The following is a 24,440-nucleotide window of genomic DNA, read 5'->3' on the forward strand; positions in this document are numbered from 1 at the left end:
TACATGGGCGGTTTAGTGAGGCCGGACGATGAATTCTCCCCTCCGACAGGCCGCTTCGCTGACCGGCACAAAACCGGCTGTGCAGGCCGACCCGCCCTTCACTTGAAGCCCATTCCCGGCGCATTGACCCGCTCCCGGGAGGCTGCCACACTTTGACCATTGCACCTTTTGGTTCAAAGGAGATCCTCATGGCTGGCATGATCCGCAAGAGCCTGAACGAACCCGAAGAAACTCGGCCCTTCGAGGATGGCAAAGGAAAATTAGACCTGGTCCATCTTGAGGCCGGCGGCGTCGGGCGGGCCGTATTCGAACCCGGCTGGCAATGGTCCAAGCACGTGAAGCCCATCGCCAAGACCGACAGTTGCCAGGCAAACCATGCCGGCTACGTGCTGTCCGGACGGATGAAGATCGTCATGGACGACGGCGAAGAAAGCGAATTCTCCGCTGGTGATTACATGTCGGTCCCGCCAGGCCACGATGCATGGGTCATCGGCGACGAGCAATGCGTCGTCATCGACTGGGCCGGCTACGCCGACTACGCCAAGCGACGCGACTGAGTTTTCCCGCGCTTCCGGGCGACACCATAGAACGGGCTGCCCCTTCCTGTCGGCCCGGACAAGTGCGCCTATCCTCCGCCATCCATCGACACGGCACCGAGTCCATCGCCAGTCACGTCTGGCGGCCACCGACGGTTACTGATGCACCGGATCCCCGCGCGCGGGCGGCGATCCCCCAAGCGCGGGCGGCGCGCTGAAGCTGTTCGCGCCGAAGCTGTTGAGGCCGAGCGGCGCCGGCTGAGTGCATTCCGGGGCACTGGTTTCCGAGAAAGCTGCAGTGGCGCATCAGCTGGTTGCTCATCCTCAGGGGATGATGACACCGGCCGCGGACGCCCAGACCATTAAGACGAGTCGCCAAGATTCCAGCCTGACGTCACGATGCCGCCACGCTCTTCCTTCCCCCAGCATCCGACGTCAGCACAGCCTCAGTTAACTGACGAAAAGGTCTTCGTGATGAACACACACCCACTGATTGCCGACCATGGTCTTATCGGTGACCTGCAGACGGCAGCGCTGGTTGCAACCGACGGCACGCTTGATTGGTTCTGCAGCCCACGCTTCGATTCGCCCAGCATTTTCGCTTCCCTGCTTGACCCGGCGCGTGGGGGCTACTTCACCACGCGGCCCCGCGAAGAGGCATTCGAGACAAAACAGCTCTACTTCCCCGACACAGCGATCCTGATTACGCGTTTCCTGACGGAGGCAGGGGTCGGGGAACTCATGGATTTCATGCCAACGACCGGCACCGACCCCAGCCAAAAGCACGACCTGGTGCGAATGATCCGATGCGTTCGAGGAAGGATTTCATTCGACATTGAGGTTGCACCCCGGTTTGACTACGGGCGGAAGAGCCACGAGCTGACGGTCTCCGAAGCAGGCGCCGTCTTCGACGCGGGGGACATGCGTCTGAGCCTCAGCCTCATCCGGGAGGAGGGCGACGAACAGCTAGGCCGTCAAGTCTCCACCACTGACGAAGGTTCGCTGCGGGCTGTCCTCACTTTGGAGGAAGGTCAAATGCGCGGCGTCGTGCTGGAGACAGGTCCGGATGTAGCACCCAAGATGATGCGGCCTGCCGAGGCTCAGCAATTGGCGGACGACACAGCGCACTTTTGGCATGACTGGCTTAGTCAGTCCACGTATACGGGAAGGTGGCGGGCGGTGCTGGAGCGGTCGGCCATCACGCTAAAGCTGCTGACCTATGCTCCCAGCGGAAGCCTGGTGGCTGCTCCCACAGCAGGGCTTCCCGAAGAGGTCGGCGGGGAACGCAACTGGGACTACAGATTCACCTGGGTCCGCGACGGCTCCTTTTCGGTTCATGCACTGCTGCGAATGGGGTTCATCGATGAGGCTGTCGCCTTCAGCCGATGGCTCCACGACCGCGTTAGCGAGTCCCGGCCCGAAGGCTCTTACCCGCTGGATATCATGTATCGCGTTGACGGCAGCACAGACCTCCACGAGGAAGTCCTGACGGATTGGAAAGGTTATCGCGGTTCATACCCGGTGCGAATCGGAAACGGAGCCGCTGATCAACTGCAGCTGGACATTTACGGCGAAGCGCTCGACGCGGTGTACTACCTCGACGGGGTGGGCGTCGGCATCGGACAAGCTGGCTGGATTGCCATCTCCGACTTGCTCACTTGGCTAGCCGATAACTGGGACCAACCGGAGGAAGGAATCTGGGAGACCAGGGGCGGCCGTAAGGACTTCACATACGGAAGACTCATGTGTTGGGTCGCGTTTGACCGCGGAATCCGACTCGCAACGTCGCATGGACGGCCGGCGCCAATCGACCGGTGGATAGCTGAACGAGACGCCATCTACCAGCAGATCATGGAAAAGGGGTGGAGCAGCGAACGCCAAGCGTTCGTCCAGCAGTACGGAGACAATGTCCTCGACGCCGCCCTGCTGAAGATGCCTCAAGTCGGCTTCGTGTCCGCGCACGATCCCATGTGGCAGTCGACCCTCCGCGCAATGGATGCCGAGTTAGTCTCAGATAGCTTGGTCTACCGTTACGACCCGAGCGCCTCCCCTGACGGGCTGCGCGGTTCGGAGGGGACGTTCTCGCTCTGTACATTCCTCTATGTAGACGCCTTGGCCAGATCAAACCGGCTCGAAGAGGCACGATTGACCTTCGACAAAATGCTCACCTACGCGAACCACGTCGGGTTGTACTCCGAGGAGATCGCTGCCACCGGGGAACAGATTGGCAACTTTCCGCAGGCGTTCACTCACCTGGCACTGATCGACGCCGCTATCACTCTTAACGAGCGCCTGGACGCCGCGCAGAAAGGCCGTCGATTCCGCGGCTAGGCAGGCCACGTCTCGCACCAGTGCCTCGCTCCAGGGCGAGGCACTGGTGCGAGAAAGAAAAACTCACTGGTAACTCACTTGGTGCAGAAATCAAACCCAGATTTAGGCCGTCTTGCCCCGCGAATGACATCGTCCTGGGTCTTCAGGACAGGAGCCGCGCTTTCGCAGCAGCGAATTCCCTATCCGTCAGCACGTGGGCGGCATGAAGCTCCGCAAGAATTTCGAGCTGATCGGCCAGCCACTCTTTACCGGCAGGTGATGCTGACGGGACTCCCGGTGCGCGTTGCTCTGCAGCCCGACGGGAACGTACACGCTCATCGAGGGAACCTGCCGCTACGCGCGCGGCGCCCGAGATCGCAGCGGATCTCGCAATGGTTCCGAGCAGCCCGGGGAGGCCGCTTCTAGCAAAAGTCATCGGAATTCTCGGGGTCGATGTGTGTTCAGGTCGCTGAAATGCCGGCGGCTTCGACGGCGGCGACCACTGTTTCGTGGGGAATTCTCGCGTAAAGGGTGGTCACTCCTCCTGAATCCTGTACCGCATCAGATAGGTGCTGTGCCCAACGATGTTCTAAAGCCAACACCAAAGCTGTTTCGTCATTTCCTATTGATTCGGCTGCGACTTCGAGGTCCGCGTCACTGAGCAGCGTCAGCAGCTGCGGATAATCCACGAGGCCGGACCAAGCCTCCTGAAGGTGGTCTTCCAGATCACGAACATGCACAACTCCATGCCGGTCTCTCGATAGCAATACCAGATCGATGATGGCCACCGCACCGGGCCGGACCGCTTCCCTCAGGGCATCGATGACTCGAGCGTCGACCTCCGATCGCCGAAACGCACAAATCATCACTTCAACCGGTCCGACTTTCATCTGTGACTCCTGTGTGCCGGAACTGCAGGTCCTATAAATATTCCCCGTACCGACCCGGTCCGACCTCACCCACCCCGGATGATCTGTAGACGATGCGGCCTTGCGATCCTCCGCTTCCCCCGACCGGCAGGATGACGCATTTTGGAAACAGCGTAAGCCCTTGTTGTATCTCGGGGACTGCGCCTACCATGAGCGACGTGGGACATACCTCACCCAGTCCCCAGTTCAAGATCAAGCCTCCGCGGCGCGTGGAGTTGGCCATCGAACGTCCACGTTTGTGCGAGGCCCTTTCGCTTGCCGCCGATTCCCACAGGCTCATCCTCGTCGAAGCTCCGGCTGGTTACGGGAAGTCCACCATCTTGAGCGACTGGGCTCGGAATGGAACCATGCGTTCAGCGTGGCTCACCCTCGACCGTTTTGACGCGCGGCCCGAGCGCTTGTTCCACGGTGTGCTAGCCGCTATACAGTCGGCAGCCGCAGGAATGTCCTCCACCGTGGACGAAGTCCTGCTGGCCGCGGATCGGACTCAGGCCCACGACCAGGTCGCTGCCTATGACCATCTGCTCGCGGCGCTCGACCTGCTTGAGGAACCGCTTGCCCTGGTCATCGATGACCTGCATTTGGCCGGATCTGGACTCGCCGACGGAATTGTGGGCATCCTCACCGGCTCAGCGCCTCCGGCATTACGGCTAGTTCTCTCCGGCCGTGACCATTCTTCGCTGCGCTTGGAGAAACTCCGCTATGGCGATGGGCTGAAGGAGTTCCGCACGTCGGATTTAGCTTTTACGTTGCCGGAGGCCATGGAGCTGGCGCGTAACCTTGCACCATCTGCCGAAGTGGACGTGGAAGCGGTCTGGAGGGCCGCCTCCGGGTGGCCGGTGGCCCTTCACGCCGGCTTTGTTGGCCCGGCCGTCTACAAAGACCAGGAAGGCGGTTCCGGCGGCGTCGTACCGGGGCGAGCCTTCACCGAATACATTGCCGAAGAAGTTCTCGGCCAACTTGACCCATCTCTCGCCGACTTCGTCCTGCGGGCCACAACCTGCGACTGGCTCGAGCACGAACTCGCTATCGCGCTGTCCGGGGCGCAAAGTGGCGGTGTCCTCCTCCAAGAATGCATTAGAAAGGGCCTGTTCATCGAGGAGAAAGACGTCCGATCAGACGGGCCCGTCTATCAATGGCAGGCCCTGTTTGCGGCCCAATGCCGGGAGATTTTGGAGGAACGCAATCGGGTTCTCGCAGAGCAGCTCCACCGCGTTGCTGCACGCTTCTACCAGGACTTCGACGTTACCGAGAGCGTCAGCCAAGCCCTGCAAGGACGAGAACCTCAGCAGGCTGTGACCTCCCTTGTAGCCCATTGGCAGGACTATCTGCTGCGCAACGGCCTTTCCTCCCTCGAACAGCTGTGTCTCGACTTGCCGGGCCCGTGGTCTGATCACGCCGGAGTCCTGATGATCAGATCCATCTGCCGTGCCCTTTCGGGCGATTCCCCGTCAGCCGTGGACCTTGCGCACCGCGCGTTCACCGGGCTGTCTGCACTGGAGTCTGGCCGTCGGAGGCGGTTCGAGCTGTATGTGGACTTGCTGGGTCTGATGCCCAACGATGGCAGTTTTGAAGTGTACGGGATTTCCGGGAGCCCCCTTGAAGACCCACAGGCTACAGGGCGCCAGCCGGCCGCGCTGGACAGCAGCCGGCCGCTTCTAGGAGGCCCCGGATTCAGCGAGCAGGAGGAAGAGCCCCTCACCCTCCTGGCCTCCCCGACCGCAGACGTTGCCGACCGAGACCATCAGGCTGTGGCTGATGAGGTCATCATTACCTCGGAGATCGCGTTGGCGTACGTATTGGCGGGCGATTTCGTGGCGGCGGATGAGCGCGTGGTGGACGCTATAAACGGAGCCGATGAACTCGGGTGGAGTCCGGACGGCCAGATGCCCGGCCTTTGGCTGGCGCAGGGTATCTCGAGTTACTGGATCAACGATCTGGCGGCCGCCCGAACCCACTTGGACAAGGTTTTGCCGGCGGGGGGCCGGGAAACCTCAATCGACAAATTGTGCGCCGTCTACCGTGTCCTGGTCGATTGCGCGCGGGGTGAACCGACCCAGATCCCCGATACAACCCACCTGCTGACCTCCCTCCGAGACACTGGACTGAACGGACCTTCGTGGAGTGCGCTGTCGACGATAGCAAAGGCCAAAATCGCTGAAGCCGAAGGAGACCTGACCGGTGCGCTGGCGATGGCAAAGCCCCTTGAGGACCGCGAAAATCCTGCTCTAGTGGACGCCCTGCTGGCTGAGTTACTCCGGCGCGGCGGAAGATTTGCCGAAGCACTGAACCGCACAAAGGCCGTGACGGAGCGGCAGCGTGTTTCCTACACGGGCACAAGCATCGCTCTGACCGAGGCGCTATTGGCCTCCAAAGACGGTGACATGGCCGCAGCGCACGAACGCGTTGAATACGCGGTCGCCCTCGCGGAACCGCAACACATCATCCGTCCATTCGCAGAACGCAGAGACGAGCTTGCCGGACTTCTCACGCAGCACGCGGTCTGGGGAACAGCCCACGAGGCTTTTGTTGCGGCACAGTTGAAGGAGAATACGCACAGCGACAATCTGACGACCTTCCTCTACTGGCGTCTCACGGAGCGTGAACTCGAAGTCCTTGCGTACATGCGCTCGATGATGACCGCGGCCGACATTGGAAAGGCACTGTTCATCTCTGTGAACACCGTCAAGACGCACCAACGATCTATTTACCGCAAACTCGGCGCGGCAAGCCGGCGGGATGTGCTCAAAATTGCCGCAGCCCGCGGGATCATCTAAAGCTCTGGCAGGCCGATCAACCCGGATTAAGGTTTCATACTCAAGGGGTGAGGCCTCGGTTCCATCCAAGAGACTCTGCCTTGCCGGCATCGTCCGCGGGGCGCAACCAGAGGTGCTCCGCTCAGCTGCTTTTGGCAGGAGGCCGGAGAGTGAGCGCGAGTTTCGGACAGAGGATCACGGCCTCTCTGGCAGCTTCTTCGTGGCCGGGGGCGATCGGCACCTCTCCCCTGATCCCATCGCCTCGGCGGGAGATGGGATAGCCCCAGTCGTCGCGTGTCAACAAAGTGGCCAGTAGCTCGGTGCAGAGGCCTCTGCCGTCGCACCGCGTCCAGTCAATATGAAGGGAACCAGTCATCGCGTGCCCCGCTGAATTCTGGTGCAGCGGCCGATGAGGTGTTCCCTGACGTCGTCGGAAAAGGTTTCCAGGGCGCTGCTGACCATCCGGACGGTGCCGTCCGGATGGTGGCACGACCCGCGCCCGGACACTATGCGACCCAGCCGTTCGAGCTCAGCTACCAGCCTGGGGTCCCGCTCGCCATCGGCAAGCCGGTTCAACACGTCTGCCATTGCCCGAAGGCCGAACATGCATGGGCCGCATTGCCTGGCGCTTTGACCGGCCAGGTATTCGGTGATCTGTGCCGTGACTGCGAGCCCGCACTGATCCGGGGACAATACGTAGATGACGCCCACTCCCGGCCGAACCAAAGTTTCGGGCGAACCGGCGGGTGAGAGTCGGTAGTCCAATGGCCTCACCCACCGGCCGTGGTATCCGCCAACGAGGACGGCAGACAGCTCCTCTGGATGAATCCCGGAACTGCGGAGAATGCCGTGTAGGGACGCGTCGCCGGGTACTTCAAGTACCTGGTCCGTCCCCGCACCTGCCACGGTCACCAGCCGAGTGCCCGGATCCCGTGCCGTGCCGACGCTTCTGAACCAGTCAACACCAAAGCGCGCAAGCAGCCCGATGTGGGCCAGCGTTTCAACGTTCAGCACAAGCGTTGGGCGTCCTCTGAGCCCTGCATCGCTGAGCCGGCGGAGCTTGTCCAGCGGAAGCGACGGGCCTCCCTGGATTTTGTTCACTACCGCGCTCGCTTCGCCGGAGATGAATGTATCGTCGGCCTCCACCGGCCGGATATGGCGCGCGTCGGTGCGCTCCGCGAGGGCCGATTGTACTGAGGGCATGGTTTCCGCGGTGACGTATATGTACGCGTGGGATGTCTGCAACGCGGCAGCCGCCACTAAAACTCCGTCCAGCACCACATGGGGTGCGTGCGCCAAGAGGGCAGCGTCTTTATGACTCAGCGGTTCCCCCTCGGCACCGTTGGCTATCACCACTGGGCGCGCTGAAAACAATCCGCGGCCGCCCGCTTGGGCCGCGGCGGCCATCTTCCGCCACGAAGCAAAAGCAGCTCCGCCGCGGCCGGTGAGGCCGGATGCCTCCACCACGTCTAGGAAGCCCGGGGCCACGGCTCCGACGTCGATGCTTCCGTAGGCCTGCAGATGCTGGGAGTAACCGGCACGGGAACCGGCCAGGAAAAGCCGTGCCGCACCAGCCGGAGGCGGCACGGGGTGAACGTTCCGGAGGGCCGCCGAGGGCGTTGTCATCGGGGTCTTTCCTCTCCGGCCAGACTTTGACGCGCCCGGGCCGTTTCCAGGAAGGTGGGCGACAGCCGCCACAGGACGGCTCCGGCGACCGCCGCTACCGAAGCGGCTGCGGAGACCAAAAAGAGCTTGTCGGTTCCGTTGGTGCCGTTGCCGACGGCATGGGCCAGCGCGACTGGCCACGCTACATAGGTGAACCAGTGCGCGGCTTTGAACGCACGTTGTCCAATGCGGTGACGTAGGAATGCGGTGATCACCACCGCCAGCACCAGATCCAGTGCTACGGTCCCCAGGCCCTGCCAGAACGGGCGGAACGCCCCCAGGAATGGAACCAGCAAGTCGATGGGATTGAGCCGGGCCAGTGGATCCAGCAGCAAGGTGCCCACGTGCAACGCCAGGAAGACGGTCCCCAACAACGCGACATTGCGGTGCAACAAAGTCACCGAGAACCTCGGTAGGCCAAATACCGGCCGTCCGGAACGTGAGGCGATACCCAGGAGAACGGAGCCGGTGAACAGAAACAGTGCTACAAAGCCGCTCACTCGTCCAACCGCCCAGGCTGCTTCATTCATGACAGCCGCTCCCCTGCCACGTGTTGCTGGTCGGAAGGCCAGTCTCCGGTCGTCGTCGTCCGCCCGTGGCTATCCACAAAACGCCCTGAAATTCCGCGACGGTGGAACCATCCCACCGCGCCAAGGCCTCGCACGACGGCGGCAGTACTGAAGGCATTCGCCACAAGGCAGGAGGGCGCAGCCACCGTGACTGATCGCCACACCGCCTCGGCAGGAAGGCCGAAGCGGGGATCCAATATATGGTGCACGGACGTTCCCGACTGTTGCCAACGCCGCTTCTGCGTGCTGGAGGTTGCCATGCCGCAGCCGGTCGGCAGGGAGACCTGCTGGGCAGGATCCGCTGGCATGTCCTGCACCAAAATCTGCCAGCCGCCTTCCGGCGCTGGGCCGGCGGCGGTCAGATCCCCGCCCAAGGAAACCAATGCGCCGGTCCCAAGGTCGGCGAATATTTGGGAAGACGCCCGATCCGCGGCGACGGCTTTTGCTGTGGCACCCAAGTCCAGCCGGACGTCGTCGGGAACCGTCAGAATGCCATTTTGGAGAGTTATCCGGGACCAGCCGGAGACATTTCTTTTCCGCAGCGGTTTCACCGGCTCCGGGTCTGCCCCCTGGTTGCTGGTTCCAGCTGGCCAGATATGGATTTCGCCAATGTCCCGGTCGTAGCCGAGCGCTTCAAGATCCTTTCCGAGAGTAGGATCCACATCGCCGTCCGTCCATTGGGCAGCGGCGAGGGCACTCTTGACCAGGCTGCCCAGCAAGGGGCTGACCGCAGCCCCGGCCGCTAAACGCGGCTGAAGCCGGGCCAACTCCGAGTCGGACCGGAACCGACTACATGCCTCGTCCACCGATGCCGTGACAGCCCGGACAATTTCCTCGGCCGCGCCCACAACGCCGGATTCGCACACTACTACGGAGGCTTCCACGCCCCACACGGACCAATCGGAGCGGAACGTTGCCGGCCCTGATGGTGCTGGCTGATGCAACATGTTCACGATCCCGAGGAAAGGCCGTGGACGTTTCCGCCGTTGCCGGGCTGGACCGGGCTGGCCCCAAAATCCCCGCCAGGCGCGGGAAGCCCGGTGCCGGAGTCGTCGCCGTCGCCATTATTTGTCCCTTGGCTCTGGTTGTCAGAGGTCCCGGGAGTGGTCGTGATGGTGCTCGTGCTCGGCTGCGTCGCCGCATAGACCACGGCTGAACCAATACCGAGGACGGCCACGCTTCCCAGACTGACGGCCACCGTCACGGCGTTCGCCAGCCGTTTCCCTCTGCTTCGTGTATCCACGATCCGATCCCCTCATCCGCGCTGCTTGCCTCGATTCCATCCTGGGCGCGGTTGCTGTGAAGATCCTCTGGTCAGTCTGTGGGCGCTCCCTCGGTTTGCTGCCAGAATCCTGGGAACATTCCCGGACCCGGCTGGAGATGAGTATTGCTGCTGGCAGGGAGCATTATTGCGGAAGGAAGGGCCGGCAATCGGAACAGGTGCCGATCATCGAAAATGGACGTCTGCGCTGCTCATCATGCTCACTGGGTGAGGACTACTTTGAGGGCTTTCGTTTCCGCGGCACGCGAGAAGGTGTCGTAAGCATCCACTATTTCCGTGAGTCGGAAATGATGCGTCGCGAACTTTTCCGCTGGAATCCGGTGTTGGGCAACCAGTTTCAGCAGCATGGGAGTGGTGTTCGCATTAACTAATCCCATGCTGATGTTGATGTTCTGGATCCACAGATTCTCCAGATGAAGTTCTACTGATCGCCCGTGAACGCCAACGTTTGCTACGTTTCCTCCCGGGCGCACTAGCTCCACGGCCATCTCGAAGGTTTCGGGGATTCCGACGGCTTCTATGGCGACGTCGGCCCCATGCCCCTCGGTCAGCGCGAATACCTGCTCTTTCCAGTCCGACGCCCGCGACGAGATGGCGCTGGTGGCACCGAAGTCCCGTGCTTGCTGTAGACGGTGCTCGTCCACGTCGATGGCAATGACCGACGCTGCTCCGTACAGGCCTGCTGTGGCGATTGCAGCCAAGCCGACCGGGCCTGCTCCGACCACCACGACCGTGTCTCCCGGCTTGACCCGACCGTATTGGACTCCGATTTCAAACCCGGTGGGCAGGATGTCCGACAGCATCACGGCTTGTTCGTCCGTCACCCCCTCGGGGAGCTTGTGCAGCGAGTTGTCGGCGTAAGGGACGCGGACGTACTCGGCCTGCGTACCGTCAATCAAATGACCGAAGATCCATCCGATACCGGGCGCCCCTTCTTCACCCTGACAGTGAGAATAGAGCCCGGTCTTGCAACTGCTGCAGTGACCGCAGGATTTGATACACGAGATGATGACACGGTCCCCGGCGCGGAGGCCCGTAACGGAGGACCCGGTCGCTACGACCGTTCCTACACCTTCATGCCCGAGAATTCTTCCGCTCTGAACGGCGGGGACATCGCCTTTGAGGATGTGAAGATCCGTTCCGCAGATGGTGGTGGTATCCACCCGGACGATGGCATCGGTCGGGTTTTGGACGGAGGGATCAGGAACGTCGGTCCAGGATTTCTGCCCGGGACCGTCGAATACCAGTGCTTTCACTTTCTCTTCCTTTCTCAGGGAAATTCCGGTTGATCAGTAACCAGCGCGGTTCGGCCGCGCAGATCGTGGCGTCAAGTGCGAGGAGAAAGCCGTCGCGATAAGCGAATCAGCAAGACCACTTGGACGATGATGCTGATGCAGCATCCGACTAACGCGAACCCGAGCAGGACCCGGGTCACCAGGTCCCAGGTCACGGTAGAACCATGGAAGTCGAACGGGAACACTGCCCAGGTACGCAGGATGACGGCTGCTGCGAGCGCGGACGTCACGAGTTCACCGAGGATCTTGAGCTTCTCCGAGTCGAAGACCAAGTTGAGGACGTTGCTGACGACGCCGACGACGAGCGAGGCATTGAAGATCGGCAAGACTTGGGGCGTCTCATCGGTCAGAATGGGCACGGACTGCCAGCCGGGCCAACCGTTGACCGCGCCGAGCAGGGCCGCGTTGACGACGACCGCTACTGTGTAGCCCATTCGACGCTGATTCTTACCGGGCTTGGCTTTCCGCTTTCTAGACCACGGCTCCTCTCCAGCCATGGTTAGATTTTGGCCCGAACTGACGGACGTGCCTAGAGGGCAATGTCGCTTGTTCCTTCTGGTGCAGGACGGCGACGGCGAGCTGGCGGAACGTTAGGTGGCCAAGCGCGCCAGCTCGTCGCCCATGGCCGCAGCGAAAATTCTTCCGGGCACGTTACCCGCGTCGAAATGGATGCCGCAGCGGAGCCGTCCCACGTAGGAGACGGCGGCGACTCCGAGTCGGACGTTGGCGGCGAGCACGGCCACCGGCCAGATCGCGACAACGGGAGCGCCTGCGAGGCGGAAAATGTCCGTCTGACCCGGCACATTAGTGACGAACCCGGCGACAAGATGCTGCCGTCGGCCGATACGGTCCATCATGCGCGCGCCGACCGGGCCACGCATGAACTCCAGCGTTCCCTGCTCCCTGGCCAGGGCCTTCTCCTCCCGGGTCTGTCCAGCAATGACCCGGGCCCGAACGTCTGGATCGATTTCGCCGAGGGGCAGCCGCACGAGCATGACCCCGACCTGATTCCCTGCTGTCCCACGGCGCTGCAGCGCCACCGGCACCGAGACAGGCAGCCGCGCGGGGATCCGCTCGCCAGCGGCAGACAGCACCGCTCGGTACCCCGCCGACACTGCAGCGAGCAGGCCATCGTTGACGGTGGCCCCGAGCGGCCGAACATGTGACTCGAGCACAGCTAGGTCGACGTCGAGGAATTCGACCCCGCGATGCGGACTCAGCGCACCGAGCAGCACTGTGGGGCCAACCTCACGACCGCTAACGGTCATGCTGATGCGCCGTAGACCGTACCGAAGCCTCCCGAGGACACGCCGCACGTCGCGGCTGGCAAACTTCGCCGTTGATCGGACAAGTGGCACGTACGAAGTCGCAGACAGGGCTCCCGCGGGATCGAAGAGCTGCTGCACGATCGCGGCCGCCGCCATCCCATCGGCGACCGCATGGTGGATGCGCAGCACGATCCCGAGAGCCCCCGCCGCGGCACCCGGCACCACCAGAATTTCCCAGAGCGGGCGCTCCAGTCCCATCGGAACATTCATCAGCTCTCCGCACGTGCGTTCCAAGCCAGTGAGTCCGTCGACGGCACTGACGAGCCGGATGTGGTAGTCCAGGTCGGGCTGGGCTTCGACCCAGCGGTGCCGGCGGCCCGTGGGCAACGGTATCTTCCGGAGCTGCGGCAACGTCTTGATCCGCTCCCGAAGGCAGGTGCGCAGCGCTTTCAGATCAGGGCTGCCATCGGACCCAACGAAGCCGCCCGGCATCATCAGCCCGGCAACGAGAAACACATTGACCTGGCCGGCATGGTCAAGCACCAAATTCGCCTCATCGACCGCCGCGAGCCGGCGGGCCACCGGGCACATGCCAACAGAGTAGCAGCCGGTCCTTCCGCCTGATGAGGGCGGAAACTGCTCGGGGGATGCTTCGCGAAGGTATTGCTAGCGGGCTTCGACGACCCCCATCATGCCCCTGTCTTCATGGTCCAGAATGTGGCAGTGGAAAACCGAGCGCCCAGGAAAGTCATCGAAGGCGACGAGGACTTTGACTTCGCTGCGGGCCGGGATGTTGACGACGTCCTGCCACCTGGGGCCGGGAATGCTTTGGCCGTCCTGCTGAATGACCTGCATCGGCCATACGTGCAGATGCATGGGATGGTCCATCGGGCTGCTGTTGGTGAGAGTCCATTCCTCCACGCTGCCTACGCTGACTATCTCGTCGATACGCCCTGCATCAAAAACCTCGCCGTTGATGGTGAAGCTCATGCCGCCCGGGCCCATCCCGGACCCCATGCCCATTCCCATCGAAAAGTCGAGCCTGCGGCGCGCTGCCACCGGTTCCTTCCGAAGATCCCTCGGACGTCCGGTACCGGTGACCGGAGGCAGGCCGCTCCGTTGTGTTCCACTCGTATCCAACGAGAGCAGGTCCACGGGTTCGGTACGCGGGCCCTGGCCGCTGCCCATCATGCCGGTCATACTTCCGCGGTCAAAGGACGCAGCTCGCAGGGTCGTCGTTCCGTAGACCGCCTCTACCAGCAGATCCGTCCGGTTTCCCGGCGCCAAGACGACCTCGTCCACCGGTGCAGGAGCGGCCAGCGAACGACCATCAAAAGCCAGCACCTGAAGCTGGCTTCCCTCGAGCTGAAGCCGAAGGTAGCGGGCAGGGCAGGCGTTGATGACGCGCCAACGCTCTCGGTCACCGGCTGTTGCAGAGAGCAACGGCCGGACCTGCCCGTTCACCAGCACGATCTCCCCCTCGCGGCCCATCACCTGCTCTGCCGCCGAGGGTGGCCGAAGACTGCCGGAGCCGGTCAGGCTGATGTCGGAGACGACGAGGAGCCGCTCGCGGGTGACCGGAAACCGCTCCGGGTCTTCCACGACAATCGCCCCGTACAAGCCAGCCGCAAGCTGATCCGCCACGCTCCCGTGATGATGCGGGTGGTACCAGAAGGTGCCAGATGGGTGGTTGGCCGGAAGGTCGTACTCATAATCGAAGGATTCTCCCTGCTCGACCCTGACAAAGGAGTTATCGCCGTTCCCCGTCGGTGAGACATGCAGTCCATGCACATGCAGGTTCGTAGCCATGTCGAGCCTATTGACCAGGACGACCCGGAGCCGGTCCCCCGGCCGCAGGCGAAGCGTCGGTCCGGGGAGGGAACCGTTGTAGGCGGCCACGGACGCCGGCCTGCCAGCGACCATGATTCGCGCCGGTGCGGCCTCAAGACGCAGCTTCAGCACTCTTCCCTGGCTGCTGAGATTCCCCGGTTCTTTCAGCCGCTCACCAGTTTCAGCACGGAACGGTGCTTGGGCCCAGAGCAGACCTCCGCCTCCGACGGCGACAGCCGCAGTCCCGGCGGCGCCGAGGACTAGGGCTTGCCTGCGGCTGAGGGTCTTCATCCCCCGGTCTCACCGAGAGTCCGGAGTGCCTCACGGTACTCCTCTGCCGTGAGTTCTCCCCGAGCGTAGCGCTCCGCCAGTATTTCCCGGGCCCGGGTGTCTCCAGCAGTCCTGACGCCGTCAGCTCCGCGGTCCGGCATTCCGGCGCCGCGGCCCGGCATGCCGCCCCCAATCAGCCGGACCAACAGGATGATGAGCAGGACCAGTCCAACGATGAGCAGGACCCAGAAGATCCACATCCAGCCCATGCCCGACCAGCCGTAGGAATCCATCATGGCTTCACTCCTGACACTGGGCCACCGCTGCCGGCCTCATTTCAGCCTGCACCTGAAATTAGGTCGATAGTAAGCCCAAATTGCCCTTCTGCAACGCTAAAAGAGCGGAAATGTCTCGCCGCCACCGGCGCCGGTCTGAAGGGTCAGCAACAGCTATCGGTGACCGCCTGAGAACTTGATGTTGGAGTGCTGCTGCAGCATCCCATCGCTTCGCCTCGGGGAACCGCGGAGAATGTTTGGCTGTCGGCCAGCACGGTGTAAATTTCCCACTGTTCGCCGTTCGGGGTGTTCTGGACCCAGAATTTGTCCTGCTTGGCGTAGCAGCACGTGCTTTCTCGCTCATCGGTGGTGGCGAAACCGTGTACTGCCAGCCGGTTCTGCTCGGCATTGACTGCATCGGTGTCGGGCACTTCCACACCCAGATGGTTGAGCGATCCTCCCTTGCCGGGGTTCTCGATGAGCACGAGTTTCAGCGGCGGTTGGGCTACTGCGAAGTTGGCGTAGCCGGGCCGCCGCTTGGCCGGTTCGGTACCGAAGAGCCGGGAGTAGAAAGCGACGGACTCATCGAGGTCATTGACGTTGATGGCAAGTTGCAGGCGGGACATGGCGTCTCCTAGAGATAGATGAATGTCTATATCTGGCAGATTGCCACCTGATATTGATATCTGTCAATATTGATGGGTGTCTAATTCTCTTCTCGAACTGACCCCCGTTGAGGCGGTTGCATGCTGCACGCCAATGACCCGTGAACCGATGACGAGCGAGCAGGCTGATCGTGTCTCCGGGCTAATGAAGGCCTTGGCGGATCCGGTCCGCCTGCAGCTGCTCTCCCTGGTCGCGTCCCACGAAGGCGGTGAGGCCTGCGTGTGCGACCTGACAGAAGCCTTCGACCTGTCCCAGCCCACGATCAGCCACCACCTGAAGGTGCTGCACCGGAGCGGGCTGTTGGAGCGCAGCAAGCGGGGCGTGTGGGTCTACTACAAGGTACAGGCAGACGTGCTGGACTCGCTGGGGAAACTGATCTCCAGCGCGGGGGCATGAGCGCACTCGCCCGGCGGGCACTGGCTGAACTGGTCGGGACTGCACTGCTGGTGGCCACGGTGGTGGGCTCGGGCATCGCGGCCACCCGCCTGTCTCCAGACGACGTCGGTCTGCAGCTGCTGGAAAACTCCTTGGCCACCGGGGCGGTCCTGGTCGCCCTGATCATCGCCCTGCAACCGGTTTCCGCGGCCTTCAACCCTGTGGTGACCTTGGTTGAACGATGGCTCGGTGTCATCGGCTGGCGCGAGGCTGCGGCCCTAATTGCAGCCCAAATGGCCGGCGGCATCGCGGGCAGTGTCTTGGCGAACCTGATGTTTGAACTGCCCGCCGTCACCATCGCAGCCAAGGAGCGCACCGGGTCCGGGCTTTGGCTGGCCGAAGTCGTCGCGACGGCCGGGCTGCTGCTGGTGATCTTCGGCGCCGCCCGGTCCGGACGCAAGGACATGGTTGCCGTGGCGGTCGGTGGCTACATCACCGCCGCCTACTGGTTCACCAGCTCCACCAGCTTCGCCAACCCCGCGGTGACGGTGGCGCGCATGTTCTCCGACACTTTCGCCGGAATCGCCCCGACCTCGGTCCTGCCGTTCATCGCCATGCAGCTGATCGGCGGCGCCCTCGCAGCCGGGCTGATCCACCTCCTATACCCCCGCGCCGAACGGGCAGCGGCCGAATTCACCACCATCGAAGGACAGACCCGATGACCAGCAAACCCACCGTCCTCTTCGTCTGCGTGCACAACGCGGGACGCTCGCAAATGGCCGCCGGTTATCTGCAGCACCTGGCCGGCGACCGCATCACCGTCCTCTCGGCAGGCTCCGCACCCGGCAACCAGATCAACCCTGTCGCCGTGCAGGCCATGGCCGAGGAAGGCATCGACATCAGCCGCGCCGTCCCCAAAATCCTCACCACCGGCGCCGTCCAGGAATCCGACGTCGTCATCACCATGGGCTGCGGAGACACCTGCCCCTACTTCCCCGGCAAACGCTACGAGGACTGGGTGTTGGACGACCCAGCAGGCCAGGAAATCGACATGGTCCGCGGCGTCCGCGACGACATCAAGAACCGCGTGCAGGCCCTCATCCGCAGCTTGGCCTAGAAGGCTGTCTTAGTCCGGTGGAACTCGCCGCGTCCGCCTCGCAGAGACCGACTTTCGGCCGCTCGGGATAAATGGGCGGGCTGGCGCAGCACGATGGATGAGTTGGTTGATCTCGGCTGATGGATATGCAACTATCTACGCATGAATGCAGATAAGCAGAAATGCGGGCTAAGCGTGGACAGCCAATACGTTGAGCTGGCGGTGGAAGTCTTTTCCATGCTGGCCGACGCAACCCGCGTCCGCATTATCCTGGCCCTGCGCGATCGGGAGCTGCCGGTCAACGATCTGGCTGAAATGGTGGGCAAATCCCCGGCAGCGGTGTCGCAGCATCTGGCGAAGCTTCGGTTGGGCCGTATCGTGGCAACCCGCCAGGAAGGGACAAGGGTCTTCTACAGGCTGGAAAATGAACATGCCCGGCAATTGGTCACCGATGCGATTTTCCAAGCGGAGCACAGCCTCGGCGGAACGCCTTGGCACCACCGAGTCACCCCGGTCCAGGACTCATGAGCGGGCCACGGGAGGAGGCCGCACTGCAGACCTCGCATCATCATGATCAGACCCATGGCCATGACAATCACGGGCACGGGCACGGGCCTGACGATCACGGCCACGGCCACGGGCCTGACAATCACGGGCACGGGCCAGACGATCACGGGCACGGCCACGAGCACGTGCACCCCAAGGGCATCCGCGGATTCTTCCACGACCTGTTCGTCCCTCACAGCCACGACACAGCAGATTCCATTGACGACGCCTTGGAATCGAGCGCCCGCGGCATCCGTGCTGTCAAAATCAGCTTGGTCGTTCTGGGCCTTACCGCCCTGCTACAGCTGGCCGTGGTGGTCATCAGCGGATCGGTGGCGCTGCTGGCGGACACGATCCATAATTTTTCGGACGCCCTCACTGCCATTCCGCTGTGGATCGCATTCCTGCTGGGAAGGCGCAAGGCAACGCGTCGCTACACTTTCGGATTTGGCCGGGCCGAAGACCTTGCCGGACTGTTCATCGTAGCCATGATCGCTGTCTCGGCCGTCGGTGCAGCGTGGCAGTCGATCGACAGGCTGCTAAACCCCCAACCACTGCACAACCTGGGTTGGGTCCTCGTCGCGGGTCTTATTGGCTTTGCCGGCAATGAACTCGTGGCCGCCTACCGGATCAGGGTCGGCCGCAGCATCGGCTCCGCCGCGCTGGTGGCCGACGGGATCCATGCCAGAACCGACGGTTTCACTTCGCTTGCCGTCATTCTGGGCGTCATCGGCGTTTGGGCCGGCTTCCCGCTGGCCGATCCGATCATCGGGCTGATCATCACTGCGGCCATCGTGGTACTGCTGTGGGGCACCGGCCGCGATATTTGCCGCCGATTGATGGACGGGGTGGACCCGGATCTTGTCGACCGCACAGAAAGCATCCTGCGTGCCGCTGACGACGTCAGGGACCTGAACGAAGTGCGACTGCGGTGGAACGGGCACCGGCTTGAGGTCAGCGCCACCTTGGCGGTGGACCCCAGGATGTCCGTCGACGGCTACCACCGGCTCGAAGCCACCTTGGTCAGCCGGCTACGCGGCGAACTCCCCGGGGTGGGCCACATCACCCTCACTCCCGGCCCTGCCGCACACCGGTTCATCAGCCCCGGCGAATAGACTCGGCCGGACGCATGCCGGGCAGGTCCAGCAGTGGCTCAATCCCGACGTCCCGCAACTCCTCTGCGGGGCCGATGCCGGAACGCAGCAACTACTCGGGCGAATTTATGGCGCCGGCGGCGAGCACGGTCTCCCCCGCGACGAGGGTGTGAAGTTGACCATCCTTCTCGTATTCAACGCCGGTACGGCGCAAACAGTAGCGTCTGTCTTCCTCCCGTGTTTCATGGTCAGCGAAACACATAGTCCACCGCCGTGCCGCTGGGCGTTTCAAGCTACCCGGCCCCATACAGCCCTGCCGGCCCGCCAGCCCAAATTCCAGCGGTGTCCGACTCTTGACAGCAGCGGTGAGCAGTAGGAGCGTGGAGGGACGTTATTACAGTTCTATTGGCCCAAACTTAAAGTTTCATTAGAGGTTTGGCCACTAACTGTTAACCCGCAATCACCCAGCACCAAACGATCCCGGCAGCAGGTCGGCAGGGGCTTCCGGAGCCGTTCCGGAAGACGTCGCCGTTACCCCGAGCGTTCTTGAGGTCCGCATCGGCAAGTCGCGAACGGATGGCGGCAGGTGGCATGGAGCGGGACACTGAATCGTCCTTGTGGAGCGGTCCGAGGGTCACATTCGCCTCGGAGCATCACTGTTCGCGCCAGGCCCAGCCGCGGTGTGTCAGCGAGCAACTGAGCTGGCACGGCACCCTGGTCCACACCCACGCATTCGCCGGTGGCCCGGTTTCGGCCGCCGGAGCACGGTTGGAGGCGGCCCGGCCATGAAGATCGCCTTCCTCGTGCGCAGGCCCGCTGAGGAGGGCCCGTCCATCACCCGGGATGTCGCGCAGCTGCTGCGGGCCTGGCGGGCCGGGGTCGACCTGATCAAACTGGACCCCCCGGCCCGGCAGCCTCGCCGACATCCGGCCGGAGCACGATGTCTACGTGCTGCGGACCGTGACCGATGCTTCGCTCAGCGTGGCCGACATCCTGGAGCGGCAGGGGCCCGCTGCGTCAACCTAACGATCACGTCGGCCCGTAATGGCACGAGACGCGATGAGGTCATGACAGCGGTAGCCATAGGACCAGGACCGGCGGGTATACCGTGATCCGCAGCAACGGAACTACAGGCAGCGCGGTGTCCCAAACCGACCCTGCAGAGGAACTCCCAACTGTCCTGCCGCACCGGGCGCGGCGCATTATGTTCGCCAGTGCCGAGGCGTACCCGTTCATGAAGGTAGGCGGGCTGGCTGATGTCAGCAGCGCGCTTCCGCAGCGGCTGGCTCAGCTGGGCGTCGACGTGCGCCTAGTGATCCCGGCGTACCCGGGACTCAACGGAGACCCGTTGTTGACGTTCGACATGGACTATGGCCCCGTCGCCCAGATGGTCGTCGTCCGCAGCCTCCCGCCGCTGGGCGGAGTGGAGGTCCTCGCGCTCGACCTTCCGGGGTGGTTCGAACGGGCGGTCCCCTACAGCTATCAGGACGACGACGTGATGCCGTTCGTGCTGTTCTCGAAGGCAATCGCCGCTTTGGCGGCGCAAGGCCCTTGGCGTCCCGACGTCATCCATTGCAATGACTGGCACTGCGGTTTGATCGCCCAGGAAGCCCGTCAGGGACCCCATCAGCGAGAACTGGCAGACACGGGCATCGTCTTCACGATCCACAATATTGCCTATCAGGGGCGGGTCGGGGCCGCCACCGACCGGCTGATCGGGTTGCCCCCCGCAGGAACTCTCCTCGAGCGGGGCATCGCTTTCGCCGACAGGGTCAACACCGTCAGCCCCCACTACATGCAGGAAATCCTGACCCCAGCACACGGAGCGGGTGTTGACGGGCTGCTTCGTGCGAGGGTCGAAACCGTGCGGGGCATTCTCAACGGGGTCGATTACGAGGAGTTCAACCCCTGCCGGGACCCGTGGATCGAGACCCACTATGACAATTCCTTCATCGCCGGCAAGCGCGCAAACAAGGTGGCCCTGCAGCGAATCAGCGACTTGGAGCCCGCACCGGACCGCCCGCTGTTTGGCATGGTCGCCAGGCTTGTTGCGCAGAAGGGCATAGGGCTGTTGTCATCGGCCCTCGACCAGTTCGTAGCGCGCGGGGCGCAAGTCGTCGTGATGGGCGAGGGGGCGCACCGGTACCGGCGCGAACTGAAAGCAGCGGTCCGGCGTTTCCGCGGCAGTGTGGCATTCCATCCCACGTCGCGAGAGTCCCTGGCCCGGCAGGTCTATGCGGGTTCGGACCTCTTCCTTGCTCCGTCCGTTTTCGAGCCCTGTGGGCTCACGCCGCTGATCGCCCTTCGGTACGGCACCATCCCCGTTGTCCGCCGAACGGGAGGACTGGCGGACACTGTGAAGGATTACGTCGAGGATCCAGCCGAGGGGCTGGGGTTCGTCTTCGTGCAGCGCCGTGTCTCCTCCATGCTGTCGGCTGTGGATAACGGACTGGCGGTGTACCGGCGAGCGCCGGAGTGGAATCGGCTGCAGCAACGGGCGATGAGGGCTGACTTCTCCTGGCGGGGACCTGCACGTGAATACGTGGCGCTGTACGAGGAGGCTGTGAACTCCCGCCGGGCAGGGAACGTCGTCAGCAGCGCCGAATCACCCGCCATCGCGATGTCCCGGTCGCGGCAGCGTTCCACTCCACTACCACTGGCGCTCGTCCAGCATGCAAATCAGTTCCTGGTCACCGACGGCTATCGGGACCGGGAAGGCCTGACTGCGCTCGTAACCGGTTACGCCGCCCTGCTGCGGCTGCATGAAAAGTACCGCGTCCCACTCAACCTCCATCTGTCCGGGACGATGGTCGAAGCAGCCGCCTGGCACGATCCCTGGTTCCTCGCGGAAGTCCGCCGGCTGCGCGACGTCGGCCTGATCTCACTCATCGGCGGAACGTACTCCGAAAGCATCCTCACGGTCTTCGACCGGGAGTTTATCCGGCGGCAGCTGCATGAACTGTTCTGGCTTTACCGGCGCCACCTTGGATGTCCCCCGGCGGATTTGGAAATCTGCTGGATTCCCGAACGGGTGTGGGACACGGACCGCGTCGCGAAGGTGCTGACTGACCCGGCCCTGCCGAATGGCGGCTACCGGTATGTCCTGCTCGACGACCGGCTGCTGTACCCCACAGATGGCGCCCACGGCGGCAGTGACAGGGCGGACTTTGACGGCGCCGACCCAGCCAGTCCCCCTCCAGCCGACGCCCTGCGCCCTTACCGCATCGAAGGCGGCCACGGCCTGCAGGTGGTGCCGATGTCCACCCGGTGCGCTACTGGATTCCTCCGGATGACCGGAGCCACTGGCGCAGCCTGTCCCGGACAGCCGATCTTCCAACCGCCCCCGGTGACGACACCATTCTGGTTTATGCCGACGACATGGAAAAGAGCGCCGGAGTGGGCCCATGGCACCCCAGCGCCCTTGGGAGGTACGAGGAGTTCCTCCGCTGGCTGGCCACCCAGCCGAACCTGATACCGGTGGATCTGCCGTCTTGGCTCGATCAACGCCGGAGGTCAGCCGGCGCCCGTGTCGTCGAACGCGGCACATTTGTGGAACTGGCCCAGGACTGGCACGCGGGAGAAGACTATGGTGGCTGGAACCGGGACGAGGCGTGGTGCCCCTACCAGAAGCACCTCGCCCGGGCACGCCGTGCAGTGGCCGAGGCAGAGGGGGCAGGGGCCGAACCACGGCTGACGGCACTGGCCTGGAAGCACCTGCTTGCTTCGGCATATGAGACGGCCTGGCACGACGTCGACCGCCCGGACCGGCCGCCTGCAGCCTGGGCCAAGGCAGTCGCGAGCCATGGGCGCGCAACCGGCGTGTTGGTTGCCGCCGCCCAATGGTTTGGCAGCCAGGCGCGCTCCCTCGGGGCCGAGCTGGTCGATATCGACGACGACGGCATTGAGGAACTGGTTCTGAGAAGCGAGCACCTGTTCGCTGTGCTGGCCCCGGCTCACGGCGGTCGGCTGGTCTACCTCGCGTGGCACGGCCCCGACGGCGGCGTCCTGACGGTCGGAAACCCGACCGACGACTGGAACCGCCAAGAGGAAATGAACAGCTACATGGAAGTACCCGCCAACCATCCAGGCGGGCTCGCCGACAGCGGCGGGGTGCACGACCGCCACGAAGTGACCCTCCACCGCGAAGACGGGGTGCTCCGGGCCGAGCTGACCAACGTGCAAGAGGGCAGCCAGTTTCACGGCCTCCGCAAAGAGATCGTCTTGGACAACGTCAGCCCTTCCTTGCTGGTGGCCTACCATCTGCCTGCGGCCGTACCTGCGATCACCGTCGATACGTGTCTGTCACCCGACTACTGCGGATTGCTCCGCTACGGCGCGGCAGAGCTGCAGCGCCAGGGAGGACCGAACTGGCGTGGTGTCCGCAACTGTGGGACGGCGGTGTGGGTTGCGCTGCCCGGCGACGAAGGCACCACCTGGTGCGACCCGGACGGTCCGGATCCCGGGCACGGCGTGCTTGTCCGCATGTGCGCCGAGGCGCGGTCGTTCCATCTGCTCATCGGGATCGGCGACATTGGCGACGATACCGCTGAACGGGCGGTGAGAGCCGGACGGGAACGGCTCTCCTACCTGGCTGCGGAAACGACGGGAGACCTGACATGAGCTACACCGGCGCGGCCGCGCCTGCCACTGCTACTGGGGCCGAACGGCTCGCGATCGCCGAATCATTGCTTGCCTCACCTCCGCCACTCGATGCCCTGCCGCCCAGCCGGGTAAAGGTGCTGACCCGCTCCGTCGTACATGCCTCCCGGAGCCGGCCGGTCGTCCGGTGGACGGTGACGCTCGACCCAGGATCCGGCCCCTCAGCACCGCTCCCGGTAATCGGCAAGGCCTACCGCATGGGTGGCGGCGAGCAAGCTTGGCAACTGCTCAACGGCCTGCGCCATGCCGGCTTCGACGCTCCCCAACTTCGCGTTCCCGCACCGTACGGCTTCGATCCCGCCCGCCAACTCTTCGCACAGGAGGAGGCACCGGCCACCATCCTGCACTCGCTTCTAGAGGGCGATCCACAGGCAACAGCGCTTGAGGCCAGCCGGGCGGGCCGCTGGCTCGCCCGGCTGCACAGTATCCCGGATATGCGGGGCCTTCGGATCCCTGTCCTGGCGGAGGACTTCGAACACGCCAAGCTCACCGAGTACACCAGGGCATTGGCCGACCTGCTGCCGCAGGCCGCCGTCCGGCTGGGAAGGCTCGCCGCGGGGACTTTGGCGGGACTTCAGCGGGTCGATGGAGGCCGCGTGATGACCCACGGTGACTTCCAGCCTAAAAACATCCATTTGGACCGGCACAGCGTTGTTGTCATCGATTTCGACCGGGCCGCCTGGGCCCCTGCCGCACGCGACCTTGGTCACTTCATCGGGCAGACCCTCACGATGGGCGCCGCGCGCCATGGGACCCTGCGAGCCGCCGCACCCTGGGTTGAGGCGTTCGAGGACGGCTATATCACGAGCGGTGGCGATGCGGGTGCCGTCAGTACAGCTCCTGCCTACGTTGCCCGTACTTTCGCAGAGGTGCTCTTCTACCGCCTTGTAGTCCGCCCTGTCAGGAACTCGTCGTTCGTGCCGGACTGGCTTGACGCGTGGGAAGCAGCCGTTGAGGCCGCATCGGGGTGTGGGTACCGGTGAGGCGGTCCCGTTCGGGGGCCAGAGGGCCCGGCACCG

General features: G+C 63.6%; 23 protein-coding genes. 11 read left to right on the forward strand and 12 right to left on the reverse strand.

Translation table 11 applies throughout. The features are described from left to right. Positions 1 to 188 precede the first annotated feature (188 nt). Positions 189 to 557 carry a cupin domain-containing protein gene (locus E4J89_RS07000; protein WP_136785413.1) on the forward strand — a complete coding sequence of 123 codons (369 nt, stop codon included), beginning with the start codon at positions 189 to 191 and terminating at the stop codon, positions 555 to 557. 453 nt (positions 558 to 1,010) lie between these two features. Next, positions 1,011 to 2,867: a glycoside hydrolase family 15 protein gene (locus tag E4J89_RS07005; RefSeq protein WP_136785414.1), complete on the forward strand. Its 1,857-nt coding sequence runs from the start codon at positions 1,011 to 1,013 to the stop codon at positions 2,865 to 2,867. Positions 2,868 to 3,307: 440 nt separating this feature from the next. On the opposite strand, the gene E4J89_RS07015 is transcribed toward E4J89_RS07005, so the two are convergent. Next, on the reverse strand, positions 3,308 to 3,736 hold the full coding sequence (locus E4J89_RS07015) for a DUF6325 family protein (RefSeq protein WP_136785416.1): 429 nt from the start codon (positions 3,734 to 3,736) through the stop codon (positions 3,308 to 3,310). 494 nt (positions 3,737 to 4,230) lie between these two features. Between E4J89_RS07015 and E4J89_RS07020 the strand changes: the two genes are divergently transcribed. Further along, on the forward strand, positions 4,231 to 6,552 hold the full coding sequence (locus E4J89_RS07020; RefSeq protein ID WP_205754433.1) for a LuxR C-terminal-related transcriptional regulator: 2,322 nt from the start codon (positions 4,231 to 4,233) through the stop codon (positions 6,550 to 6,552). Between the two features lie 121 nt (positions 6,553 to 6,673). Here the strand turns inward: E4J89_RS07020 and E4J89_RS07025 are convergent, their stop codons facing one another. The 11 genes from E4J89_RS07025 to E4J89_RS07075 all read right to left on the reverse strand — a co-directional run bounded on the left by E4J89_RS07025 (position 6,674) and on the right by E4J89_RS07075 (position 15,611). After that, the gene (locus tag E4J89_RS07025; protein WP_136785418.1) at positions 6,674 to 6,907 is read right to left on the reverse strand and encodes a ferredoxin; all 234 of its coding nucleotides are present in this window, start codon (positions 6,905 to 6,907) and stop codon (positions 6,674 to 6,676) included. Continuing rightward, on the reverse strand, positions 6,904 to 8,157 hold the full coding sequence (locus E4J89_RS07030; RefSeq protein ID WP_136785419.1) for an NADH-ubiquinone oxidoreductase-F iron-sulfur binding region domain-containing protein: 1,254 nt from the start codon (positions 8,155 to 8,157) through the stop codon (positions 6,904 to 6,906). The genes E4J89_RS07025 and E4J89_RS07030 overlap by 4 nt, the downstream gene beginning before the upstream one ends. After that, entirely contained in the window at positions 8,154 to 8,726 is a 573-nt protein-coding gene (locus E4J89_RS07035; RefSeq protein WP_136785420.1) for a ferric reductase-like transmembrane domain-containing protein, read from the reverse strand. Before E4J89_RS07035 ends, E4J89_RS07030 begins: the two co-directional genes overlap by 4 nt. Beyond that, positions 8,723 to 9,712 carry an FAD:protein FMN transferase gene (locus tag E4J89_RS07040; protein ID WP_136785421.1) on the reverse strand — a complete coding sequence of 330 codons (990 nt, stop codon included), beginning with the start codon at positions 9,710 to 9,712 and terminating at the stop codon, positions 8,723 to 8,725. The genes E4J89_RS07035 and E4J89_RS07040 overlap by 4 nt, the downstream gene beginning before the upstream one ends. A 2-nt stretch (positions 9,713 to 9,714) precedes the next feature. Continuing rightward, positions 9,715 to 10,008, reverse strand: coding sequence for a hypothetical protein (locus E4J89_RS07045; protein WP_136785422.1), 294 nt, complete (start codon positions 10,006 to 10,008; stop codon positions 9,715 to 9,717). 239 nt (positions 10,009 to 10,247) lie between these two features. Beyond that, on the reverse strand, positions 10,248 to 11,303 hold the full coding sequence (locus E4J89_RS07050) for a zinc-dependent alcohol dehydrogenase family protein (protein WP_136785423.1): 1,056 nt from the start codon (positions 11,301 to 11,303) through the stop codon (positions 10,248 to 10,250). A gap of 71 nt (positions 11,304 to 11,374) precedes the next feature. Further along, positions 11,375 to 11,776, reverse strand: coding sequence for a hypothetical protein (locus tag E4J89_RS07055; protein WP_136785424.1), 402 nt, complete (start codon positions 11,774 to 11,776; stop codon positions 11,375 to 11,377). Between the two features lie 156 nt (positions 11,777 to 11,932). After that, entirely contained in the window at positions 11,933 to 13,201 is a 1,269-nt protein-coding gene (locus E4J89_RS07060) for a wax ester/triacylglycerol synthase domain-containing protein (RefSeq protein WP_240691768.1), read from the reverse strand. Positions 13,202 to 13,276: 75 nt separating this feature from the next. Next, a complete protein-coding gene (locus E4J89_RS07065; protein ID WP_136785425.1) occupies positions 13,277 to 14,731 on the reverse strand; it encodes a multicopper oxidase family protein in 1,455 nt (484 codons plus the stop codon). Continuing rightward, complete coding sequence (locus E4J89_RS07070) at positions 14,728 to 15,006, reverse strand: SHOCT domain-containing protein (RefSeq protein WP_136785426.1); 279 nt, start codon at positions 15,004 to 15,006, stop codon at positions 14,728 to 14,730. Before E4J89_RS07070 ends, E4J89_RS07065 begins: the two co-directional genes overlap by 4 nt. A 143-nt stretch (positions 15,007 to 15,149) precedes the next feature. Then, on the reverse strand, positions 15,150 to 15,611 hold the full coding sequence (locus E4J89_RS07075; RefSeq protein ID WP_136785427.1) for an ArsI/CadI family heavy metal resistance metalloenzyme: 462 nt from the start codon (positions 15,609 to 15,611) through the stop codon (positions 15,150 to 15,152). A gap of 133 nt (positions 15,612 to 15,744) precedes the next feature. On the opposite strand from E4J89_RS07075, the gene E4J89_RS07080 reads away from it, so the two are divergent. From E4J89_RS07080 to E4J89_RS07120, 8 genes are all read left to right on the forward strand, one after another. Then, a complete protein-coding gene (locus tag E4J89_RS07080) occupies positions 15,745 to 16,047 on the forward strand; it encodes a metalloregulator ArsR/SmtB family transcription factor (RefSeq protein ID WP_136785495.1) in 303 nt (100 codons plus the stop codon). Beyond that, positions 16,044 to 16,748, forward strand: coding sequence for an aquaporin (locus E4J89_RS07085; RefSeq protein ID WP_136785428.1), 705 nt, complete (start codon positions 16,044 to 16,046; stop codon positions 16,746 to 16,748). Before E4J89_RS07080 ends, E4J89_RS07085 begins: the two co-directional genes overlap by 4 nt. Continuing rightward, the gene (locus E4J89_RS07090; RefSeq protein ID WP_136785429.1) at positions 16,745 to 17,143 is read left to right on the forward strand and encodes an arsenate reductase ArsC; all 399 of its coding nucleotides are present in this window, start codon (positions 16,745 to 16,747) and stop codon (positions 17,141 to 17,143) included. The genes E4J89_RS07085 and E4J89_RS07090 overlap by 4 nt, the downstream gene beginning before the upstream one ends. Before the next feature lie 141 nt (positions 17,144 to 17,284). After that, a complete protein-coding gene (locus E4J89_RS07095) occupies positions 17,285 to 17,650 on the forward strand; it encodes a metalloregulator ArsR/SmtB family transcription factor (RefSeq protein WP_169303936.1) in 366 nt (121 codons plus the stop codon). Beyond that, the gene (locus E4J89_RS07100) at positions 17,647 to 18,783 is read left to right on the forward strand and encodes a cation diffusion facilitator family transporter (protein WP_136785431.1); all 1,137 of its coding nucleotides are present in this window, start codon (positions 17,647 to 17,649) and stop codon (positions 18,781 to 18,783) included. The genes E4J89_RS07095 and E4J89_RS07100 overlap by 4 nt, the downstream gene beginning before the upstream one ends. Positions 18,784 to 19,903: 1,120 nt before the next feature. Continuing rightward, positions 19,904 to 22,234: a glycogen/starch synthase gene (locus E4J89_RS07110; RefSeq protein ID WP_136785432.1), complete on the forward strand. Its 2,331-nt coding sequence runs from the start codon at positions 19,904 to 19,906 to the stop codon at positions 22,232 to 22,234. A 5-nt stretch (positions 22,235 to 22,239) separates the two neighbouring features. Continuing rightward, on the forward strand, positions 22,240 to 23,382 hold the full coding sequence (locus tag E4J89_RS07115; protein WP_136785433.1) for a hypothetical protein: 1,143 nt from the start codon (positions 22,240 to 22,242) through the stop codon (positions 23,380 to 23,382). Beyond that, a complete protein-coding gene (locus tag E4J89_RS07120; protein ID WP_136785434.1) occupies positions 23,379 to 24,404 on the forward strand; it encodes a phosphotransferase in 1,026 nt (341 codons plus the stop codon). The genes E4J89_RS07115 and E4J89_RS07120 overlap by 4 nt, the downstream gene beginning before the upstream one ends. Positions 24,405 to 24,440: the final 36 nt, after the last annotated feature.

It is taken from the genome of Arthrobacter sp. CAU 1506, from assembly GCF_005047635.1.
GTDB lineage: Bacteria > Actinomycetota > Actinomycetes > Actinomycetales > Micrococcaceae > Crystallibacter.

Excerpts from the sequence above, each read along its gene's own strand:
- E4J89_RS07000 (WP_136785413.1), top strand. The coding sequence starts at position 189 with ATGGCTGGCATGATCCGCAAGAGCCTGAACGAACCCGAAGAAACTCGG.
- E4J89_RS07005 (WP_136785414.1), top strand. The coding sequence starts at position 1,011 with ATGAACACACACCCACTGATTGCCGACCATGGTCTTATCGGTGACCTG.
- E4J89_RS07055 (WP_136785424.1), bottom strand. The coding sequence starts at position 11,776 with ATGGGCTACACAGTAGCGGTCGTCGTCAACGCGGCCCTGCTCGGCGCG.
- E4J89_RS07090 (WP_136785429.1), top strand. The coding sequence starts at position 16,745 with ATGACCAGCAAACCCACCGTCCTCTTCGTCTGCGTGCACAACGCGGGA.
- E4J89_RS07075 (WP_136785427.1), bottom strand. The coding sequence starts at position 15,611 with ATGTCCCGCCTGCAACTTGCCATCAACGTCAATGACCTCGATGAGTCC.
- E4J89_RS07060 (WP_240691768.1), bottom strand. The coding sequence starts at position 13,201 with ATGTGCCCGGTGGCCCGCCGGCTCGCGGCGGTCGATGAGGCGAATTTG.
- E4J89_RS07065 (WP_136785425.1), bottom strand. The coding sequence starts at position 14,731 with ATGAAGACCCTCAGCCGCAGGCAAGCCCTAGTCCTCGGCGCCGCCGGG.
- E4J89_RS07085 (WP_136785428.1), top strand. The coding sequence starts at position 16,044 with ATGAGCGCACTCGCCCGGCGGGCACTGGCTGAACTGGTCGGGACTGCA.
- E4J89_RS07015 (WP_136785416.1), bottom strand. The coding sequence starts at position 3,736 with ATGAAAGTCGGACCGGTTGAAGTGATGATTTGTGCGTTTCGGCGATCG.
- E4J89_RS07025 (WP_136785418.1), bottom strand. The coding sequence starts at position 6,907 with ATGACTGGTTCCCTTCATATTGACTGGACGCGGTGCGACGGCAGAGGC.
- E4J89_RS07040 (WP_136785421.1), bottom strand. The coding sequence starts at position 9,712 with ATGTTGCATCAGCCAGCACCATCAGGGCCGGCAACGTTCCGCTCCGAT.
- E4J89_RS07035 (WP_136785420.1), bottom strand. The coding sequence starts at position 8,726 with ATGAATGAAGCAGCCTGGGCGGTTGGACGAGTGAGCGGCTTTGTAGCA.
- E4J89_RS07030 (WP_136785419.1), bottom strand. The coding sequence starts at position 8,157 with ATGACAACGCCCTCGGCGGCCCTCCGGAACGTTCACCCCGTGCCGCCT.
- E4J89_RS07070 (WP_136785426.1), bottom strand. The coding sequence starts at position 15,006 with ATGATGGATTCCTACGGCTGGTCGGGCATGGGCTGGATGTGGATCTTC.
- E4J89_RS07100 (WP_136785431.1), top strand. The coding sequence starts at position 17,647 with ATGAGCGGGCCACGGGAGGAGGCCGCACTGCAGACCTCGCATCATCAT.
- E4J89_RS07080 (WP_136785495.1), top strand. The coding sequence starts at position 15,745 with ATGACCCGTGAACCGATGACGAGCGAGCAGGCTGATCGTGTCTCCGGG.
- E4J89_RS07095 (WP_169303936.1), top strand. The coding sequence starts at position 17,285 with ATGAATGCAGATAAGCAGAAATGCGGGCTAAGCGTGGACAGCCAATAC.
- E4J89_RS07120 (WP_136785434.1), top strand. The coding sequence starts at position 23,379 with ATGAGCTACACCGGCGCGGCCGCGCCTGCCACTGCTACTGGGGCCGAA.